The 19,507-nt window shown below is 30.9% G+C and carries 20 protein-coding genes; 5 read left to right on the plus strand and 15 right to left on the minus strand.

What is annotated here, in order from left to right; translation table 11 throughout:
- The first annotated feature begins 289 nt into the window (after window positions 1-289).
- From ACE193_RS04755 to ACE193_RS04770, 4 genes are all read left to right on the plus strand, one after another.
- Window positions 290-871 carry a hypothetical protein gene (locus ACE193_RS04755; protein WP_375561865.1) on the plus strand — a complete coding sequence of 194 codons (582 nt, stop codon included), beginning with the start codon at window positions 290-292 and terminating at the stop codon, window positions 869-871.
- A 131-nt stretch (window positions 872-1,002) separates the two neighbouring features.
- A complete protein-coding gene (locus tag ACE193_RS04760) occupies window positions 1,003-1,356 on the plus strand; it encodes a PadR family transcriptional regulator (protein WP_375561866.1) in 354 nt (117 codons plus the stop codon).
- Complete coding sequence (locus tag ACE193_RS04765) at window positions 1,343-1,960, plus strand: hypothetical protein (protein WP_375561867.1); 618 nt, start codon at window positions 1,343-1,345, stop codon at window positions 1,958-1,960. Before ACE193_RS04760 ends, ACE193_RS04765 begins: the two co-directional genes overlap by 14 nt.
- Window positions 1,961-2,145: 185 nt before the next feature.
- On the plus strand, window positions 2,146-3,855 hold the full coding sequence (locus tag ACE193_RS04770) for a serine hydrolase domain-containing protein (protein WP_375561868.1): 1,710 nt from the start codon (window positions 2,146-2,148) through the stop codon (window positions 3,853-3,855).
- A 96-nt stretch (window positions 3,856-3,951) separates the two neighbouring features.
- Here ACE193_RS04770 and rplQ read toward each other — a convergent pair whose 3' ends face one another.
- The 15 genes from rplQ to ACE193_RS04845 all read right to left on the minus strand — a co-directional run bounded on the left by rplQ (window position 3,952) and on the right by ACE193_RS04845 (window position 18,795).
- A complete protein-coding gene (gene rplQ, locus ACE193_RS04775) occupies window positions 3,952-4,467 on the minus strand; it encodes a 50S ribosomal protein L17 (protein ID WP_375561869.1) in 516 nt (171 codons plus the stop codon).
- Window positions 4,468-4,689: 222 nt separating this feature from the next.
- A complete protein-coding gene (locus ACE193_RS04780) occupies window positions 4,690-5,682 on the minus strand; it encodes a DNA-directed RNA polymerase subunit alpha (protein WP_375561870.1) in 993 nt (330 codons plus the stop codon).
- Window positions 5,683-5,796: 114 nt separating this feature from the next.
- Window positions 5,797-6,402, minus strand: coding sequence for a 30S ribosomal protein S4 (rpsD, locus tag ACE193_RS04785; protein WP_338767786.1), 606 nt, complete (start codon window positions 6,400-6,402; stop codon window positions 5,797-5,799).
- Window positions 6,403-6,985: 583 nt separating this feature from the next.
- Entirely contained in the window at window positions 6,986-7,378 is a 393-nt protein-coding gene (rpsK, locus tag ACE193_RS04790) for a 30S ribosomal protein S11 (RefSeq protein ID WP_338792234.1), read from the minus strand.
- 160 nt (window positions 7,379-7,538) lie between these two features.
- The gene (gene rpsM / locus ACE193_RS04795; protein WP_375561871.1) at window positions 7,539-7,907 is read right to left on the minus strand and encodes a 30S ribosomal protein S13; all 369 of its coding nucleotides are present in this window, start codon (window positions 7,905-7,907) and stop codon (window positions 7,539-7,541) included.
- 173 nt (window positions 7,908-8,080) lie between these two features.
- Window positions 8,081-8,197 (minus strand): type B 50S ribosomal protein L36, encoded by a 117-nt coding sequence (ykgO, locus tag ACE193_RS04800; RefSeq protein WP_014798809.1) that lies wholly within the window; start codon window positions 8,195-8,197, stop codon window positions 8,081-8,083.
- A 116-nt stretch (window positions 8,198-8,313) separates the two neighbouring features.
- Window positions 8,314-8,532 carry a translation initiation factor IF-1 gene (gene infA / locus ACE193_RS04805; protein WP_014798808.1) on the minus strand — a complete coding sequence of 73 codons (219 nt, stop codon included), beginning with the start codon at window positions 8,530-8,532 and terminating at the stop codon, window positions 8,314-8,316.
- 294 nt (window positions 8,533-8,826) lie between these two features.
- Window positions 8,827-9,186, minus strand: a complete 360-nt coding sequence (locus ACE193_RS04810) for a hypothetical protein (RefSeq protein ID WP_375561872.1) — start codon at window positions 9,184-9,186, stop codon at window positions 8,827-8,829.
- Window positions 9,187-9,382: 196 nt separating this feature from the next.
- Entirely contained in the window at window positions 9,383-10,111 is a 729-nt protein-coding gene (locus tag ACE193_RS04815; protein WP_375561873.1) for a DUF5606 domain-containing protein, read from the minus strand.
- Window positions 10,112-10,316: 205 nt separating this feature from the next.
- Window positions 10,317-11,321 (minus strand): ribosome biogenesis GTP-binding protein YihA/YsxC, encoded by a 1,005-nt coding sequence (gene yihA, locus ACE193_RS04820; protein WP_375561874.1) that lies wholly within the window; start codon window positions 11,319-11,321, stop codon window positions 10,317-10,319.
- Window positions 11,322-11,583: 262 nt separating this feature from the next.
- The gene (locus tag ACE193_RS04825) at window positions 11,584-12,615 is read right to left on the minus strand and encodes a hypothetical protein (RefSeq protein WP_375561875.1); all 1,032 of its coding nucleotides are present in this window, start codon (window positions 12,613-12,615) and stop codon (window positions 11,584-11,586) included.
- Between the two features lie 487 nt (window positions 12,616-13,102).
- A complete protein-coding gene (locus ACE193_RS04830; protein ID WP_375561876.1) occupies window positions 13,103-13,735 on the minus strand; it encodes a heme-copper oxidase subunit III in 633 nt (210 codons plus the stop codon).
- 387 nt (window positions 13,736-14,122) lie between these two features.
- Window positions 14,123-17,449: a SpoIIE family protein phosphatase gene (locus ACE193_RS04835; protein ID WP_375561877.1), complete on the minus strand. Its 3,327-nt coding sequence runs from the start codon at window positions 17,447-17,449 to the stop codon at window positions 14,123-14,125.
- A 151-nt stretch (window positions 17,450-17,600) separates the two neighbouring features.
- Entirely contained in the window at window positions 17,601-18,134 is a 534-nt protein-coding gene (locus tag ACE193_RS04840) for a KdsC family phosphatase (RefSeq protein ID WP_375561878.1), read from the minus strand.
- A 115-nt stretch (window positions 18,135-18,249) separates the two neighbouring features.
- Window positions 18,250-18,795, minus strand: coding sequence for a hypothetical protein (locus ACE193_RS04845; protein ID WP_375561879.1), 546 nt, complete (start codon window positions 18,793-18,795; stop codon window positions 18,250-18,252).
- 169 nt (window positions 18,796-18,964) lie between these two features.
- On the opposite strand from ACE193_RS04845, the gene ruvX reads away from it, so the two are divergent.
- On the plus strand, window positions 18,965-19,381 hold the full coding sequence (gene ruvX / locus ACE193_RS04850; RefSeq protein WP_375561880.1) for a Holliday junction resolvase RuvX: 417 nt from the start codon (window positions 18,965-18,967) through the stop codon (window positions 19,379-19,381).
- The last annotated feature ends 126 nt before the right edge of the window (window positions 19,382-19,507 follow it).

The raw sequence follows: 19,507 nt of genomic DNA on the forward strand, positions 1-19,507 counted from the left end.
TTTTATAAAAAATCTAATAATTATATTTTTATAAAATAATTTGTAAAAATAAGAAATTTATTGCGTTTTATTGCCCTATCTATCAAAATTTGCTCAAAATTTGCTTGAAATATAATAAATCAATATTTGCTAATTTAATTTTAATAAATTGTGTTGTAGAACTAGAAGAGAAAAAAGATATTATCCAAATAACGCTACTTACTCACACTTTATTGAAAATGTATTAATATAAATTGTTTTTCATCAATTTATAATTCTCTTTTAAATCTATCTCAAATCCTATACCTTAATGAACCATCTCACAAATAATTCTGACATAACTTTCACAAAAGTAGCCACACACAATTTAGAAATAAATACAAAAAAACAAAACAAAAATTTACGAATCTTATCTTTAGGGTTTATTTTTAGTGTTTTCTTAGTTTTATTTCTATCATTTTCTTTTTCTACGTATGCTCAAAATGCTGATAAAAATAAATATTTAGCTACGTTTCAAGACAAAACTTATATTGGATTAGCAACAGAAGACAACATAGAAATCATTTATACACAATGTGGAGAACCTATAAGTACATTTTATTTTGATGTTAGTAATGGCGAACCCATGTTTGTGATGGCTGGATTATATGATATTATGATGTATCAACTTATTTCTGTAAAAAAAGAGAATAATAAATATGTTTTGACTTATAATGATGCAAAAGGACAAAAACAAGTAGCTCAATTAGAAACAGAATCTAATAATGAAAAAATATATATCATTTTTGAAGGACTAAAGATGGGTTTTACTTTAAAAGAAAAAATGAGTGTATATAAAATTTCTAATGACTGTGAAGAAATGCAATTAGCTTCTCCAAACAAAAAGAAATAAAAAGCACCCTTAAATTGCTTTAAAAGCCTTTATTTGAAAAATAATTAAAAAAGTTGCGCCAAAACGCAACTTTTTTTTGCGTTTTGAGTATAAATACATAGATTTACGATGTATTAAATATCTATGCAAAAATGAAAACAAATCCAAGCAAAGAATTACTCAAAGGAACACTAACAACTATTATCCTTCGTTTGCTTTCCGAAAAGGGCAAAATGTACGGTTATGAGTTGGCGCAATGTGTCAAAGAAACAACAGATGGCAAAGTATTAATAAAAGAAGGCTCATTATATCCTGCTCTTCACAAATTAGAAGCTGATGGCTTGATTGAATGTGAAAAAGTAATGATAGGAAAGCGAGTACGCAAATATTATCATCTTACTCCAGCAGGAGAAACAGCAACAGCAAAGGCAATCAATGAACTTTTAGACTTTTTGAGTACAATCCATCATCTTATTACTACCGAACCAATTTATGGTAACACTTAATGAAAATCAAGTAGAACTGATTTGTGAACGTATTTTTAAAAATCCTCTTCAAGATACTGATTTACAAGACAGTTTGTTAGACCACTTTTGTTGCTTTGTAGAAAGTAAAATGAGTGAAGGCTTTTCTTTTGAGGAAAGCATTAAAGAGGCTTCAGTTTCTATTGCTCCTAATGGAGTTAGTGAAATAGAAGAAGAATTATTTTTTATTACTCATTTCAAAACCCAAATTACTATGAAACGTATCTTGTATTCCTCTAGCTTTTTAGTAGCTTTTTCACTTTCTTTTTATTTGCTTTTCAAGCATTTACACTGGCCTTATGCTAATGTTCTATTACAGTTAGGCAATGTTATTTTACTCTTTTTTGCTTTACCTAGTTTGGTAGCATTAGCTTTCAAAAATAAAAATAGCCTTGATAAAATGGATAAAACTCGTCTAAGTATTGGCATTCTAGCAGGTGCATTGATAAGTACAGGAATGATTTTTAAGGGATTACATTTTCCTTATGCAAGTATTATATTTACTATTGGTTGTGGCATTTTTGCATGCGTTTTTCTACCTATTTTCTTTTATCAGCTTTATCAAAAGTCAATTCAAATAGCTTAATATAACTTTATAGAATCCTAAAACAGCTTTCCAAAACTCACATTAATTAATGCAACAGAAAGCTGTTTATTTATAACTCTTATCATTTTATAAGAAAAATTATCCAAACTAAACAGAATACTAATTTTCTTATTTGGTTGGCAAGGATATTATTTTTATATACTTTCTTTTTAAAATTACTTTTAATGAAAAATTATTTTTTATCCCCTATTAGCTCATTATTTCTAGTGATATTATTATTTTCAAATACATTTACAATTTTTGCCCAAAAAGCTCAATTAGTAACTAAACCAGCAGACTGGGAAATTAAAGTTGATTCTATTCTTCAAAAAAACACTCAAAACCAAGATTTAGGTATTACAGTCGGAATTACCCAAAATGGTAAGTTGATACACCACAACTACACAGGTTTTGCCAACTTAGAATATCAAGTTCCATTTAATGATAGTACCGTTTTTGGTTTAGCTTCAGTTACTAAGCAATTTACGGCTGCTTGTATTGCTATTTTAGAAAAACAACAACTTTTGAGTGTAGAAGATGATGTCCGAAAATATATTCCAGAACTTCTTTTTTATGGAGATACAATCAGAATAAAACATTTACTCAATCATACAAGTGGAATTCGTAATCACAATATTCTTTTGAGTTTGCAAGGTTTTGATTATGAACATAGAGGTTATACTAATGAAATGATTGAAAAATTGATGTTTCGTCAGCGTGGAATAAATAACAGAGCAGGACAAAAAATGTTGTATTCAAATACTAATTATGTCTTTTTGGCTCTGATTATAGAGCGAGTTTCTAAACAAACAATTTCAGAATTTGCAAAAAAAGAAATTTTTGAACCTTTAGGAATGAATGACACATTTTATCAAAATGATTTAGAAACAATAATTCCAAATAAAGCCTGTGGATATTATTTTGATGGAAAAATATATAAACACCCAAAATCACTTACCTTGTGTGTAGGAGCAGGAGGTATAGAAACTACTATTTCGGATATGTCAAAATGGTCTAAAATATTTTTAGATGAAACACATAAATTTTCTTATATTTCAAAATTTCTAACTACAAAAGATGCTCTCAATGATGGTTCTTTGATAACACAAGCTCGTGGCATTTTTGTATGGGAGTTTGAAGGAGATACTTTGGTAGCACACGGAGGTAGAGATATAGGAATGCGTTCATATTTTGTGTGTATTCCTAAAAGAAAAATTTCAATTATGGTTTATACCAATTCTGAACATATTAATGCTCAAGGTATTGCATTTGATATTTTAGAGGTCATGACTGGACAAAAGGAAAGCAAAAAGAATAAAGAAAAAAATGTTTATCAACACTCTAAAGAAGAATTAAAATTATTTTTGGGTTCGTATCAAGAATTAAATAGTGATTTATTAATGGATTTTTTCTTAGAAAATGATACATTAAAGGTAAAAACAAATATGGGAAAGAATGCTATTTCATTACTAACAGATTCAGAAAACACATTTTATCGTATTCATGCTAGAAATGTAGTGTATAGTTTTTATAACACTTCTGAAAAAAATAGCAATGCTGATATGGATTTAAGTGTAAATTTTGGAGGAGGAATATTTTATTTTGAAAAGGTAAATTTATTTGCTGAGGAAAAGATAAATAAAGATGATTATCTCGGTAAATTTTACTCTGAAGAGTTAGATGTTACCTATCACATTTTAAAAAACAACGAGGAATTAATACTTTCTTTTCCAAATAATGAACATATAGAACTCTCTTCAAGAAGAAAAGATGAGTTTGGAACAAATCAACGAATGCGACTTTCTTTTCAAAGAAATAAACAAGGAAAAATACAGACTTTTAAAGTAGCAGCAGAAGGAACTGTAAAAGATATTTTATTTGAAAGAATAAATTGAAGCTCAAATTTTAGAATATATCCCACAAAAAAACCAACTTTCAAAACCTATAAGGTTAGAAAGTTGGTTTTTTATTTTGAGAAAATCAAGTGTTGATTATTCTTCCTCGTCAGAAGAAGTGTCATCTGCTTTCTTTTCTTCTGTTTGCGTTGCTTCAGAAGAAGCTGTTTGTGTATCATCAGAAGATTTTTTCTTCTTACGACGACCACGACGAGTACGTCCTGAAGTGCTTGATTCTTGTAGCATAAGCTCGTTATAATCTACAAGTTCGATAAAGCAAACATCAGAATTATCGCCCAAACGAGGCAAACTAAGTTTGATAATGCGTGTGTATCCACCAGGACGCTCACCCACTTTACGAGCTACTTCATTGAAAAGCTCTTTGGTAGCTTCTTTATTTTGAAGGTAAGAGAAAACAACACGTTGGTCGTTTTGAGTTCCACCCTTCGCACGAGTAATCAAAGGCTCTACATATTTACGTAATGCTTTCGCTTTCGCAGTAGTTGTTTGAATTCGTTTGAATAATATGAGAGAAGCCGCCATGTTAGAGAGCATCGCCTTACGGTGAGATGATGTACGCCCTAAATGATTGAATTTTTTTCCGTGTCTCATTTTCGTATAAGTTTGGACAAGTTCATTTTATAGAAAACAAACCTTGCCTGGAGTTCTGTATTAAATGCCAGTAGTAGAACATTAAATCAGACAATTTCAAATACATTTAAAAGAACATGTATAAATAATTAGGAATGAAAATTAATTAAATTTGAATCTAAAGTAGTATTAATACGTTATATTCGTAATTCGTAATTTTTAATTCGTAATTGATTTTTACAATTAATCTTCGTCTAATTTGTATTTAGCAATGTCTAATCCAAAAGTAAGTCCTAAATCAGATACAAGTTGTTCCAATTCAGTAAGTGATTTCTTACCAAAGTTACGGAATTTCATCATATCAGAAATTTCCAAACTTACAAGGTCGCCAAGTGTACGAATGTTTGCTGCTTTCAAGCAGTTGTAAGCACGAACAGACAAATCCATTTCTGAAAGAGCTGTTTTGAGTTGCTTACGCATTCTTACAAATTCTTCATCTACTTCCTCCTCTTGTTGTGTTTCCAAATAATCAAGCGTAATGTTTTGGTCAGAAATTAGAGCCAAATGACGCATAAGTAAATGAGCTGCACCTTTAAGAGCATCTTCTGGATGAATAGAACCATCAGTTTGGATATCCATAACTAATTTTTCATAATCCGTTTTTTGCTCAACACGAGTGTTTTCGATGCTATACGTTACGTTTTTAATTGGCGTATAAATAGCATCTATTGGAATGTAGCTAGAAGAATTTTCTGCCTGACGATTTTCTTCGGCAGGAACGTATCCACGTCCTTTGTCTAAGAAAAGCTCAAGTTCGAGTTCTACTGATTCGTCCATGTGACAGATTACCAATTCAGGATTCAACACCTCAAATTCATTAGTAGCATCTGTAATGTCTTTTCCAGTTAGTTCAGATTTTCCAGAAAGTTGAATTGTAATCTTCTGACTAGACTCATCTTCTACTAATTTTTTAAGACGCAACATCTTTAAATTCAAAATAATTTCACTTACATCTTCTACAACGCCTTCGACGGTAGAAAACTCATGTAAAACTGAACCCATTTTGATACCGATAATTGCATACCCTTCCAATGAAGAAAGTAATACACGACGAAGTGCGTTACCAACAGTTACACCATAACCGGGTTCTAATGGTTTGAATTCGAAAATACCGTGAAAATCATCGGCTTTCTCCATTACCACTTTGTCGGGCATTTGAAACGCTAATACTGCCATAGAACTTACTGTATATTTTGAAGTGTTTTTTAAAGAATTGATAACCTATCAAGTAATGAACAGTTTCTATACTGTCTAAATTATACCTGAATAATTAGGTTTTATAAGCTAGGATTATTTAGAGTATAATTCAACGATTAAACGTTCTTGAACATTCTCTGGAATTTCCTCACGCTCTGGAAGCATCATAAATCTGCCTTGCATCTCTGTATTATCCCATTCTAACCAAGAGTAACGAGCATTTGCTCTTCCACTCAAAGCATCAGTAATAATTTGCAAAGACTTCGATTTTTCACGTACCCCAACTAAATCGCCAGGACGTAATGAATAAGAAGCAATATTTACAATTTCTCCGTTTACGGTAATATGTTTGTGAGAAACAAGCTGACGAGCAGCTCTACGAGTAGGTGCAATACCCAAACGATAAACTACATTGTCCAAACGTGTTTCTAAGAATTTCATTAGGTTTTCGCCTGTTGAGCCTTGCGCTCGAACTGCATGTTTAAATACGTTCGAAAACTGACGCTCAAGTACACCGTAAGTATGTTTTACTTTCTGCTTTTCCATCAACTGGACTGCATAATCGGATACTTTACGACGACGACCTTTTCCATGCTGACCCGGCGGATAAGCTTTTTTCTTTAGGGCTTTGCTTGGTCCGAAGATTGCCTCTCCGAAACGTCTAGCAATTTTTGCCGTAGGTCCTGTATAACGTGCCATACTGTTTTGTATTTTTCGTGTTTACTATACGAAAATTAAAAATAAATTCTAAAAGTAAAAATAATTGATAAATAACAATTACGAATTACGAATTAAAAATTACGAATTATCACTTAGTGAAACTGATTACTTTGTAATTCATTAATAATAGATATTATAAATACCTGCGTAAAACTTTTATTTCCTTATCGGATTCTTACAGTCGTGAGCTAAACGGGGTATTCTAGTCCTTCTCTACGTTATTTATTCTTTGTTTTGATATAAAATTACAAACTGCAAATACTGTCAGTTTATAATTAATCTCTTAGAAAACAGACGATTAGAAAGGTTATAACTAATCCGTTTTCAAAAAAATAAGAGTTGCCGAGCCAGTCGATTTAAAATATCTATAATAACTATATCTAAATTTTATCTAAAGCACGCAACAAGGGAGAATAACACCTAACGTTTCAACTCACTATCAACTCTTTTTACGCTAGAATTGGGAGAAGCGAGATAGAATATTCTATCCAAATTTTCTTAGCCTGTCCTAAACTTTAATTGTCTGAACACTTTGAAGTGTCTGACAATTTAGAATATAAAATTATACTCTACGACGTTTTGGAGGACGACAACCATTGTGAGGAAGAGGAGTAACATCTTTGATAGATGTAATATCAATACCTACACTGTGGATTGTACGAATAGCTGCCTCACGACCAGAACCTGGTCCTTTGACAAATACTTCTACTTTACGAAGACCTAAGTCGTAAGCACGTTGAGCGCAATCACGAGCTGCTGTTTGAGCTGCATACGGAGTGTTCTTTTTAGAACCTCTGAAACCCATTTTGCCTGCCGTTGCCCAAGTGATAACTTGACCTGCTTCGTTAGTCATAGAAATAATAACGTTGTTAAAAGATGCTTTGATGTGAGCTTGACCCACAGCAGCAACTTTCACTACTCGTTTTTTGGCTTTGTCTTTACGCTTTTGTGCCATAAGTTTTTTAAACGTTTAAGCTGCAAAGAATCAATTACGAAGAATCAATTACAAATTACGAATGAAATTCATCAATAATAAGTCATTAGATACATGTAATACTTCTCTACTAGACTTTTTCTTACCCTTATTATTATAATAAAGATAAAAGTAAAAATTATTATTTCTTTTTGTTTGCAACCGTTTTTGGTTTTCCTTTGCGAGTACGTGCATTTGTTTGTGTACGTTGTCCTCTTACAGGAAGTCCTTTACGATGGCGTAAACCACGATAACAACCGATATCCATCAAACGTTTGATGTTTAGTTGTACTTCGGATTTTAGTTCACCTTCTACTTTGAAGTTTTCGCCGATATATTCACGAATAGCTTTTGCTTCGTCATCAGACCAATCTTTCGCTTTTTTGTTTTGATCTACACCTGCTGCGTCTAAAATCTGACCTGCACGAGTATCTCCAATGCCAAAGATGTATGTCAAACTAATGACTCCACGCTTATTATCTGGAATATCGACACCTTGAATCCTTGCCATATTAGCTGATTAATTCTAAGTGATGATTTATTAAAAACAATTACGAATTAAAAATTATGAATTACGAATGAAACCGTTTTTTACTTAATTTTTATTTCCTAATATAAAAAGGTTACGCATTTTTTGATTGTAACTAATCAATTTATAATTAAATTACATCAAAAAAACCAAAATTAACCTTGACGCTGCTTAAAGCGAGGGTTTTTCTTGTTGATAACGTAAACTTTTCCATTGCGACGTACGATTTTGCAATCTACGCTACGCTTTTTTACGGAAGCTCTAACTTTCATAATTCGAAAATTAATGTGAAAAGTTTATTTATATATAAAGAAAAAAGAACATCAACTTTACTTTTCTTTTCTAATCAGCAACAATCAAAAAGAAAGAATAAAGATGACCTACATTTTTATTTGTAGCGATATACGATACGGGCTTTGGTCAAATCATACGGCGACATTTCTAACTTCACTTTATCTCCTGGAAGAATTTTGATATAATTCATACGCATTTTTCCAGAAATATGAGCAGTTACTTCGTGTCCATTTTGAAGAGACACACGAAACATAGCATTTGATAATGCTTCTGATACAGTTCCGTCTTGTTCGATGCTGTCTTGTTTAGCCATAAAATTAAATTTAGATTTTAGATTTGATAAGTTAGAATTTAGATAATAAATAGAATAGAGAAATGAATGTTCAGAATTAAATAGAACACTTCCTTTTATTCTATTTGTAGAGGCAGAACAACGCTATTTAATAGATTAACTATCAAAAAGTGATTATTTTTTCTAAATTCAGAGCTTATTTTAGTTTTTATTTTGTTCTAAAAAGTCTAAATTTTGTTATCTACCCGCTTTTTAACGAACTGCAAAGTTAATATTTATTTTTGAATTATACAAAACTTGTGTAAATAAAAATACTTATATTTGAAAAATGTCTTCAATTTTTATACTTTTTAGTTGTCCATCTTTTTCTACTTTGATAAAGATTGGAGCAGTACTTCCATCAAACTTTGGAAAAACTCTTATCATATATGCTTTTCCTTTTTCCATAAAAAACGAGCAACCTTCTTTACATCTAAAATAGTGAGAGCTAAAGTCTTTTAATGAAAACTTTTTAGAGTATGTATTTACTTTTGCTTCATAATGAGCTACTAAGTTTTTTCTCATATCTTCACGCTTCAGAGGAATTTCTATTTCATATATTCTTATTGAGCTAATTGAATTTCTATTTTTGGAGATGATAGAATTACTTTTTTCTTGAAATTTGTATTTAGTCATCATACAAGAGGGTAAAAATAAAAAGCAAAGAAATAATACATTAATCAAAAAAATATTTTTTACTGTTTTATTTGAATTATATTGTTTTACATGTATCATTTTTTAGTTTTTTTTTTTGCGTCACAACTTAATCTTATAATCAAAAAAACCTAAATAGAACTTTCTATTTAGGTTTTCGTAGAAAAGACAACTAAAATTATTTATCTCCTCTTTTACCTTTTACGGCTTTGGTAGTTGGCTTTTGTTTTGCTGATGGTTTTTCAGTCTTTTTAGCTGTTGCTTTTGTTGTTGTTTTCTTAGCAGCCGTTTTTTTAGTAGTTGCTTTTTTTGGTTTTTCTTCTGTTGCAGACGTTTCAGCTTCTACCATTGCATCTACTTTAGCTGCTGCTTTTTTAGTTTTGGCTTTTGATTTTGGCTCTGTTTCCATTTTAGAAATGGTAACTGGCTCTTCAGAATTTTCTTCTAATTTAGCTTGACTTTCTTCTCTTTGTGCTACCACAACTTCTTCGTCCTCATCTTCTTCTTTTTGAGCAGGATCAATGAGTTCAGGAGCATGTTCAGCCAAAATACCATACCACATAACTAACTTTTTGATGTCCGAAGTATAAACTCGGTCTTTATCCCATTCTGGTAAAATATCATTTAAAAGACCTTTCAATGCAGTATTATCAGATGTTTTGATGTCTAATTGGAGTGCATATTTGTCATACATTTTATGAAATACATCTTGCAAAGGAACAGACCCTTCTTCTGTAGTTGTATAAATAGAAATTTCTTTTAGAATAGAAATACGATGGCTTGCATCTGCCATAATTTTGGAGCGACCTCCTCCAATAGCTTCAATAATTACTCCATTGCGAGTAGGTTTAAGAATTTGATAAAGTCCTGGTTTGCCCGAAATAACGGCTACTTCTTTAAGTTTCATATATACTTATGTAGAGTTTTGTTGATTAGTTGTATAAGAGAATTATATTTCAATTTTTGTGTAAAAATCAGTTCATTTAGATAAACGATTTTTAGGAACTAAAATTTTATTCGAAGGCTAAAGCCTATGCTACATTTTAAATTACAATAAATGCAAGAGCGCAAAAATAGTAAAAATAAAATAGAATCTTAGTTTAAGATTTGTCTTACTTTTTAGGTCGCTTAGATTTTCCTTTAAAAGGTGTTGATTTCTTACTAAATTTCTTAGAGCCATCTTTTGCAAACTCCTCCTTTCCAAATTCTTTCTTTTCTGCTGCCTTCGAATTTCGTTTTACATTTTGGGCAGGTCTTTTTCCTGTATTTTTAGTAGGTTTATCATTTTGATTAGAATCTGAAAAAGGAACAGTATATTTAGAATTTGTTTTTCTAGGAGAAGCATATTTTGAAGGTTTGGGAGCATTTTTATCAAACGATTTTTTCTCAAAGTCATTTAGTTTACTTTCATCATCTTCTTTTTTATATGTTCTAGGTTTAGCTGCTTTCTTTACTTGTTTTTGGGGTAATTCTGGAGTTTCTTTTATTACTTTAATAGGCTGAATCTGAGAAAATTTTTCCTCAAGTGCTTTATTATACTTTTCTATATACACCAAAATATCTTCTGTTCCTTCATTTTTGACAGAAGAAGTAATAAAATTAGGAGGGAGAGCTTCCCAACGAGATTTCAAAACTGTTTCATAACGTTCTAAAGAAGCTACCAATTTACTGTTGTTGAGTTTATCAGCTTTTGTAAAAACAATAGCAAACGGAATTTGATTTTCGCCTAACCATTCAAAGAATTCTAAATCAATAGCTTGTGGTTCGTGGCGAATATCCACCAAAACAAAAGTAACTACTAAATTTTTGCGTTCAGAAAGATATTCTGTAATCAATCCTTCAAAATCTCTTCGTTGTGATTTACTTACTTTTGCCCATCCATATCCAGGCAAATCAACTAAATACCAGTTTTCGTTAATCAAAAAATGATTGATAAGTTGTGTTTTACCAGGTGTAGAAGAAGTTTTGGCAAGACTACTTCGGTTTGTCATTGCGTTAATGAGCGAAGATTTTCCCACATTCGAACGTCCAATAAAGGCATATTCGGGCATGTGAGGTGAAGGACAAGTCTTTACAGACGGATTACTTTCTAAAAATTTGGCAGTATTGATATTCATGCTGAAATAGTGGAAACGGTTTTTGTTGCTTTTGTTTCCCTAAAACACCATTAGTTTTGATGGCATTAGCATAACTAACAACAAGATTAAATTTAAAATAAATACAAAGGTCGCTAATTTTCTATTGATTATCAAAAACAAAAAAACCACCTTTCAATGAAAAGTGGTTTTTTGATACGCTACTTTAAATTATAGACGGTTTCATATTATTTTTACTCTAATATGAAAAGTGTATATAACTTCATTTTAGTCTTTAATGTGTTTATTCTGTTTTGCTAGTCATATAGTAAGCTGTTCTTGCTGGAGTAATAGGAGTTCCATTACTTCTCATATCAAAATCAAGTTGTAGTACTCTACCAAATTCTTTAGATATAAAAACGTATGAAATTGAGTTTTCTGTTTCACCTTCTGTTAAGCCTAAAGCCCCTGTAAGAGCTGCTGGAGCTGTACTTCCATCTAAAAAGTAATTGAGAACAGTTTTTCTAGTATCTTTTACTAAAAGTACTTCAACCGAATCTGTAATAGCCCCTTGAGGAAGTACGATTTTCCCCCAACCAACGATTTCTATTTTACCCTCTTTAGTAAGCTTTCTACTTACAGGTGCATTAGATAATCCAAAAGCAGGAGCAGTAAGAGAATAGTTTTCTTCTAACACCCAATTATTATCAACCATATCTCCATAATTCATAGGAAAATCATAAATTTTATCTTCATAAACAATCTCTTCTCCTGATGCTGTAAGAGTAGTTCCCCCTCCTAAATTCAATGTATCTGGATTTACTACTCCTCCTAATCTAAGAAAACCTTCATCAGATACTTCATAGAAACTTTTTATAGTAAGTGCTTCATTAAACTCTGATGGAATTATAGTTATGTAAGTAGCAGAAGGAAATGAAGTGTTATCAGGAACAGGAAGTCTATCATGTTGAAAGTAAGCGATATTAGAAGCATTATAAGAACTAATATCCCAAAGCTGATTCTCTCCCTCTGTCGGTACTTCTACTTGTGATAAAAGAATTCCTTTGGCTGTAAATTCTGAGCCTACTCCTTCGTATCTTGCGAAATCTGAACCTATAATAGTAATTGCAGTAGGTTCTGGTTCTGGCTCTGGGTCAGGAGTATCTGTGGTATCATTTGTTGTGGTGTCCCCAGTAGTAGTAGTATCCCCAACAGTAGTGGTATCTGTTGGATTTGGGTCTGTTGTTGGTGTAGGCTCATCATCTTTTGTACAAGAAAAGAAAACACCTGCAAAAATAAATAAGACAAGGAAAATTTTACTGAATTGTTGTAACATAATATTTGTAATTTAAAGTGGTAAATAGTTTTCATAAGTACTTCCTTTTGATGATAAAAAGTGGCTTACTGAAAATTTAATGTAAACGCTTTGATAATATTGCGTTCTTAAATCTTATACTGTAAAACAAGAGTTTTGTATGTATTTTTCCTAAAAATGAGTATGGACAAAATATAGACAACAGAAAAAAAGCACTCTTTTATTCAAAAAAATATGATTATTTGATTAAAAAAATGACTTTAATTATGATTTTTAAAAATATTGATTTACGTTTTTAGTGATTTTACAATTCTATTTACTGGTCTAATAATTTTTGTGGAAAGTCTATTTTTATAGAACATGAGTATTGATAAAGCAAAAAATAGGATAACTAAACAGCACCTTCATAAGGTTAAATTCTGTTTAGTTATCCTATTCTTATCTTAAAGTTGTGAGCAGAAAAAATATCTATTTTCTGCTTTTTCAGTTCATCTATTATCTAATTCATTTACAGTAAAGCAATCAAAAATCCTACAAAAATGGCAACCCACAGAGCATCCATAAAATGCCAATAAATAGTAAGAAGTTGTAATTTAATTTTTTCATACGGATTTGTAACTGTAATTAAAATTTGAACGGCATCATCAGTTTTTTTGATATATTGATTGAGCAAAATGGCTGCATAGATAAGACCTCCCATAAGATGAATCATGTGAAAACCCGAAATTATATAAAGATATGCTCCTGCAGTTTTGCCTTCTAAATAAATTTTGTTTTGGTGTAACTCATAACCTCCAATTATTTGCAAAGAGAGAAAAATAACTCCCAAACCAAAAACAGCTAAAAGATTATTTCTTAATTTTCTAAAATTGTCTTTATAAAACTGCTGACGTGCTTTTTCTAAGAAGAAACTACTACTTACAATGGCTATCGTACTAACAAAAAAAGCGTAAGGAAACTGAATAGGATGACTTATAGCTTTTATCAAAGATTCATTAAAAAACAATAACATCAAAAGCGTAAACGCCATAAATATTCCCATGATACCCAAGTACATCATCATGACGTAAGGGTGTTGTTGTTCCATTTTTTCAAGAGTTGTTTTTTTCTCTCTAATATTGGTTTGTTCTTGTTTTTGCATAAAATTCTGTCTGTGTTTTAGTACAAAAAATAGATAGCAATAAACATATCAAAATCATTTCTAAAATGTAAAAATGTATTCTTATTTTTCTCTTATCCTTTTTTTGTTTTTTTCTATGGATGAATGAATGACTAATCAATAAGTTGTTTAACTTTTTGGTTAAATTGTATTTATTACGAAGATACAATTTTTCTATAAAAAAATCGAAGTAAACAACTTGATTTTTAGGGAGTTTAAGAATTTAATAAGAGTAAACCTAGTACCTTTTGATTCTTTTTTTGTTTTTCCCAAAAAAGGATTTTTGTTTTATCTCTATTTTTCATTCTCTTACCTCTTTAAACACAGATACATAAATTTAGTTTTAAGTTGCTTCAAATGAATTAAAATTTACCCCACTTTCATTCCCATTACCAAAACATCATCAATTTGATGTGTTGTTCCTTTCCAACGTTCGAAGACATTAGCAATCCTGTTTTCTTGTTCTTTAATAGGCAGATGCGAAATTTCTAATAAAAGTTCTCTAAACTGTTTTGTCATAAACTTTCTGTTATTTTCTCCACCAAACTGGTCTTGATAACCATCTGAAGCCAAATAAATAGTTGTCGGAACATGAAGATTTATAGTGTGAGGTGTATAGATTCTTTCTTTTGCCATTGTTCCTCCAACAGGAATTTTGTCTGCTTTTATTATAAAAAGCTCTTCATTTTGAACATAATAAATTGGGTTCATTGCCCCTGCATACTGAATTTGATTTTTTGTTTTATCCCAAACAGCAATACAAATATCCATTCCATCTCTATTATCAGATTGACTTTGCTTTAAAGCTGCAAAAATATAGTTGTGTAAATGAGTCAGAATCAAATCAGGCGCAGTTAGATTTTGCTGAAAAACAGCATCAGTAAGTCCACTACTTCCAAGCATAGACATAAATGCCCCTGGAACGCCATGACCTGTACAGTCTGCCACAGCAATAATTATTTTATCTTCCACTTTTTCTATCCAATAAAAATCGCCACTCACAATATCACGAGGTTTATAGAAAATAAAATGCTCTGGAATTTCTTGTTTAATACGCTTTTCCATTGGTAAAAGTGCTGTTTGGATTCTTTTTGCGTAATTTATACTAGAAACGATATTTTTATTTTGTTCTGCAATATGTTGGTTTTTGACATCTAATTGATCTCGCTGCTGCACAATTTCTTCATTTTGAGTAGAGAGCTCTGCATTTTTTTGATAAAGTTCGTCTGTACGTTCTGAAACTAAATTTTCTAATTGTTCATTTTGTTGGCGCAAACGATGGGTATAAATTCTACTTGACCCAAAAATGATTCCTACTCCAAAAATCACATACAAAACATAGGCTGTTGTGGTACGATGCCAAGGAGGAAAAACTTTAAACTGATATGTTGTTTCTGTACTTTCTTGATCTAAATAATTTTTAGCTTTTACATGAAGTGTATAGCTTCCTTCTCTTAGATTATTGTATTCTTTTACACTTAATTTTGTCCAGTCTGACCATTTTGTATCCAGCCCTTCTAAAAAATAAGCAAACTGAATTTGTTTTTCCTCTATAAAAAATGGTGCTGCTACTTGAAAGGCAATAGAATTATTTATAAAGTCTAATTCTATCACTTGATTTTTGGGCTGATTTGCCAAAATAGTATATTGAGTAGAATCATTCTCTAACTTTTTGATTTCAAAGAAATTCCCATCAAAAATAAGAGAATCCTGTCCAATCTTTATTTGACGAATATGAGTCGAAAAATTAGCTTGATTATCTGTTTGAACCTCTGATTTTGACATATTTACTCGCAGAACACCTTCAGTCGTACTTACCCACACAATTTGTTTGTCATCAGGGTCTGAATAAATCCCTCTTATTACATATTTTCCTAAAGACTGTTCTAATAAATTATCTCTTTGATAGCCATTTTCTGTTTTACGCAGTACGTTGATAAAAAAATCTTGAAGGTTGAATATCCATAAAGAACCCAAACTATCTTCTTGAAATCCTATTTGACGATTTCTGTAAGACTTTAAAAGATTACTGATGTTTTTATCATATACTTTTTGATTGTTTTTATCCAAACTAAAAATAGAATCTAAATTGCTTTTTGCTAGAATTAATTTTCCATTAAAAAGAGTTACAAATGCTGTATCATAAGGCATTACAGTCATTTTTTCACTAGGCAATTCTAGCCTTACAGGTTGTTGTTTTTCTACTGCGATTGTCCAAATCGAATTTTCTATATGTTGTGTTAGACCAAAAGCTACTCTAATTCCTTCTAATGCCTCAATTACTTGTAATTGGTTAGAAGGTTCATCGTAATTGAAATATCCTAAATTAGCTAGTCCCCAAGCATATATTTTATTTGGAGAAGAAAAATGATTTGCTACTCCTCTAATTCGAAGTTGCTGATTTGATTTTATGATGTCTTTTACTATCCAGCCTTCTTTACCATCTTTTATAACTTCTTGCAGTCCATTTACATTTCCAATAAACAAATGCTCCTTTTGGTCTGATAAAGTAAGTATTCCAGCAATATAATTTTCTATATTAGTCCCTTTTACAGACTTCCATGTATTTTCATTTTTATCAAAAAAAACAACATTACTAATAGTAGCAGCAAAATAAGTATCTTGATATTTGACTATATTCTGTGTTGTGCTTCCCAAAATTCCATTTTCTTTTGTCCATACACTTAGAGGAGCATTAATATCTATTCTATTTATTCCATTATATAAAGCTGTCCAAAGTTGGTTTTGTTTGTCTTGAGTAGTTGCCATTACGATATTATCCCTCAACCCTTCAGCAGTAGAAATATTTTTTATGATATTTCCATTTTTATCAACAATAAAAACTCCTTTTTGTACTGTTCCTATGGCTATATTTCCATTTGTAAGGATATTAAAATTGAGAGGTTGGGCAGCTTTAAGTGTTTGTGTAACCTCAGAAGAAAAAAATGATGATGTTTCTTTTGTCTTGAAATTATATTTCCAAAGATTATCAAAAACAGTTAAGAATAAAATCTCATCCTCTGAATAATCATTAAATTGATAGAAAGCTAATGGTTCTGCCTCCACATCTATTTGAAAACTATCTTTTTTGATTCCATTCAAATCATATACATCTATTTTATTTTTTGCTTTTACATTAAAAAGACCTTTCTCTGTAATAAATGTAGTAGAAGATATAGAGGTCAAAGGAAGAGGAATAAATTTTCCATTTTTAAACTTATGAACTGATGACACATCTTTTCCTATAGCACCACCACGCAAAATACAATATATTTCGCCATTTATTTGACGAACTCTCATACCAAAATTATTCCCTGCAATAATAGAATCAGGCAAATCTAAATTAATTGGAACAGTTTCCCATTGTCCAGTTGTACTATTAGGACGCAAATAGGCTGCACAAGGAAAAAACATACCTCCAAAAAATATATTTCCATTCTTATCTTCAACGAGCGTATTAATGTGAGTACAAGGCACAGCAATTCTTTTCCAAGAAATACCATCATATTCTAAGAGATTTCCTCCTGTCGAACTAGCATACAAAAAACCTCTTTTGCTTTGCATAATAGCACGAATATCTGGTGCTCCATTGTATTCATTGGGTGCAAATCCTGTCATGGGAGGTGTACCCACTTGTGCAAAAAGTGGAGTTATGGAAAATAAAATAAAAAGTAGTAAGTAAATGTATTTTATCATAGAAAAGTAATTTTTATGTTTCCTGTATTCTTCTGTGTTCTTTTATACGGACAGTTTATTTAGCTACTTAGTTGCAAGGTTGGGCATAGAATTACACCCTACTAAACAGTAAATCAATACTTTAAGGATTTTTAAACAATAAATTATGTCCTTACAAATACACCTGAATTAAATCCTCTAACTTTTCTTGTCCTTCCAAAATAAATTGAGCAAACTCTCTCAATGCTCCTTCGCCTCCTTTTCTTTCGGTTACAAAATCAACTCTTTTTAATACTTCTTTCATAGCATCTTTTGGGGCTGCACTCAGTCCACAACGCATCAAAATAGGTAAATCTATCCAGTCATCACCGATATAAGCAATATTTTCGGCATCTACTAAATTTTCTGTGAGAATGGTTTGAAAAGTATCTAATTTAGCATTTATTCCTCCTTTTCCATGATAATGAAAATCAAAACCGAGTTCTTGACAGCGTTTTTTTACTACATCTGATTCTCTTCCAGTGATTACACCAATTTTGAAACCTAGCTTTTGAAGTGGTTTGATAATAAAACCATCTTTGACATTGAAATTTTTGTATTCTAAAAAATTATCATCATAAATGATTTTGCTATCTGTCAAAACTCCATCTACATCAGTAAGGATGATTTTGATTTTTTGTATCTTTTCTTTTAAAGAACTATTCATTTTAAGGTATTTTTGAATTTTTTGGGAATTAAAACAAATCCTCATTGAGCCTCAAATACAGGTATCAATGAGGATTCAAAAAAAGAAATCTCAACTAAATTTGAACAACAAACTATTAATCATCATCTTCTTCTGTGTTAGCAGTTTCTGCTTCAAACTCAATTTCTTTTAAAAGGTAAGATGTTTTTCCATTCATTTTTATCAAGTCCATTTCTTCTTTGTATTTTTTGCCATTGCGAGTTACATCAAAAGTCATTTTTACAATTTTGCTGCCATCTTCTAACGTTTCTAGGGTAGATGTCTGCATGGCATATTTTTCGGTTTCTCCTTTTGTTTCAGTTTCTTTTTTGAGAAGCGCAATCCATTCTGTTTCTGAAAATTTTTCATAATTTTCTTTATCTACCATTTCAGTAGTCTTGTCGTACAACCCATTTTTTAAGGCTTCATAAAAAGCAATGGCTTGATTGGTAGCTTCTTGCTTTTCAGCATAGTCTAAATTTTCTTGTTCTTTGTTGGCTTCTGCATTGACAGCCTGTTGAATTTCAGTATTTTCTTCTTTAGTTTCTTCTGTTGTGGTTTCTGTATTTGTAGGAGTCCCACATGAATAAAAAGAAAAAAGAATTCCAGCGATAAGTAGTTTTGAAAATAATGAGTGTATCATTTTTTAAAGGGGTTTGATTATAAATTTACGTTTACCAAAATGAAATTTAAGAATAAAATTAGAGTTTTTTGTAAAAAAAACAGGAATGAATTTGTTTTAGCGTACTTTTGAGTAATTATTCGTCTAAAATTCAACGAAAAGATAAACTTATCAATAAAAATAAAATACTATGGGAAGATTATTAGCCATCGATTACGGACAAAAAAGAGTTGGACTAGCCGTTACAGATTCTGAAAAAATAATTGCAACAGCTTTAGAAACTGTTGCAGAAAATGAAGTATTAGAATATCTCAAAAATTATATAGAAACCGAACCAGTAGAAGTTTTTGTATTAGGAATGCCAAAAAAATTAGATAATTCTCCTTCTAGCAATGCAGCAGCCGTTGTAAAATTTCAGAAAAAACTAGAAACACTTTTTCCAGATATTCCGATTGCATTAGAAGATGAACGCTTTACCTCTTCACTTGCCTTAGATGCCATGATTAGTGGAGGAATGAGTAAGAAAAATCGTCGTAATAAATCAAATGTAGATAAAATAAGTGCCGTTTTGATTCTACAAACCTACATGGAAAGAAACAGCTATTAATAAAAGTTACGACTACAACAGTCTTAAAATCAACACTATAACAAACAACAACTTGTTTTTTTTATTAAAAAGTTAGCATTTTTTTCAATACACCATCACAAAATATTATTTCATAAAAAGACACTT

Source organism: Bernardetia aquimarina (assembly GCF_042180575.1).
Classification (GTDB): domain Bacteria; phylum Bacteroidota; class Bacteroidia; order Cytophagales; family Bernardetiaceae; genus Bernardetia.

Bases quoted from the DNA above. Each gene is read 5' to 3' on its own strand.
- ACE193_RS04755 (WP_375561865.1), top strand. From the start codon at position 290: ATGAACCATCTCACAAATAATTCTGACATAACTTTCACAAAAGTAGCC.
- ACE193_RS04760 (WP_375561866.1), top strand. From the start codon at position 1,003: ATGAAAACAAATCCAAGCAAAGAATTACTCAAAGGAACACTAACAACT.
- ACE193_RS04765 (WP_375561867.1), top strand. From the start codon at position 1,343: ATGGTAACACTTAATGAAAATCAAGTAGAACTGATTTGTGAACGTATT.
- ACE193_RS04770 (WP_375561868.1), top strand. From the start codon at position 2,146: ATGAAAAATTATTTTTTATCCCCTATTAGCTCATTATTTCTAGTGATA.
- rplQ (WP_375561869.1), bottom strand. From the start codon at position 4,467: ATGAGACACGGAAAAAAATTCAATCATTTAGGGCGTACATCATCTCAC.
- ACE193_RS04780 (WP_375561870.1), bottom strand. From the start codon at position 5,682: ATGGCAGTATTAGCGTTTCAAATGCCCGACAAAGTGGTAATGGAGAAA.
- rpsD (WP_338767786.1), bottom strand. From the start codon at position 6,402: ATGGCACGTTATACAGGACCTACGGCAAAAATTGCTAGACGTTTCGGA.
- rpsK (WP_338792234.1), bottom strand. From the start codon at position 7,378: ATGGCACAAAAGCGTAAAGACAAAGCCAAAAAACGAGTAGTGAAAGTT.
- rpsM (WP_375561871.1), bottom strand. From the start codon at position 7,907: ATGGCAAGGATTCAAGGTGTCGATATTCCAGATAATAAGCGTGGAGTC.
- ykgO (WP_014798809.1), bottom strand. From the start codon at position 8,197: ATGAAAGTTAGAGCTTCCGTAAAAAAGCGTAGCGTAGATTGCAAAATC.
- infA (WP_014798808.1), bottom strand. From the start codon at position 8,532: ATGGCTAAACAAGACAGCATCGAACAAGACGGAACTGTATCAGAAGCA.
- ACE193_RS04810 (WP_375561872.1), bottom strand. From the start codon at position 9,186: ATGACTAAATACAAATTTCAAGAAAAAAGTAATTCTATCATCTCCAAA.
- ACE193_RS04815 (WP_375561873.1), bottom strand. From the start codon at position 10,111: ATGAAACTTAAAGAAGTAGCCGTTATTTCGGGCAAACCAGGACTTTAT.
- yihA (WP_375561874.1), bottom strand. From the start codon at position 11,321: ATGAATATCAATACTGCCAAATTTTTAGAAAGTAATCCGTCTGTAAAG.
- ACE193_RS04825 (WP_375561875.1), bottom strand. From the start codon at position 12,615: ATGTTACAACAATTCAGTAAAATTTTCCTTGTCTTATTTATTTTTGCA.
- ACE193_RS04830 (WP_375561876.1), bottom strand. From the start codon at position 13,735: ATGCAAAAACAAGAACAAACCAATATTAGAGAGAAAAAAACAACTCTT.
- ACE193_RS04835 (WP_375561877.1), bottom strand. From the start codon at position 17,449: ATGATAAAATACATTTACTTACTACTTTTTATTTTATTTTCCATAACT.
- ACE193_RS04840 (WP_375561878.1), bottom strand. From the start codon at position 18,134: ATGAATAGTTCTTTAAAAGAAAAGATACAAAAAATCAAAATCATCCTT.
- ACE193_RS04845 (WP_375561879.1), bottom strand. From the start codon at position 18,795: ATGATACACTCATTATTTTCAAAACTACTTATCGCTGGAATTCTTTTT.
- ruvX (WP_375561880.1), top strand. From the start codon at position 18,965: ATGGGAAGATTATTAGCCATCGATTACGGACAAAAAAGAGTTGGACTA.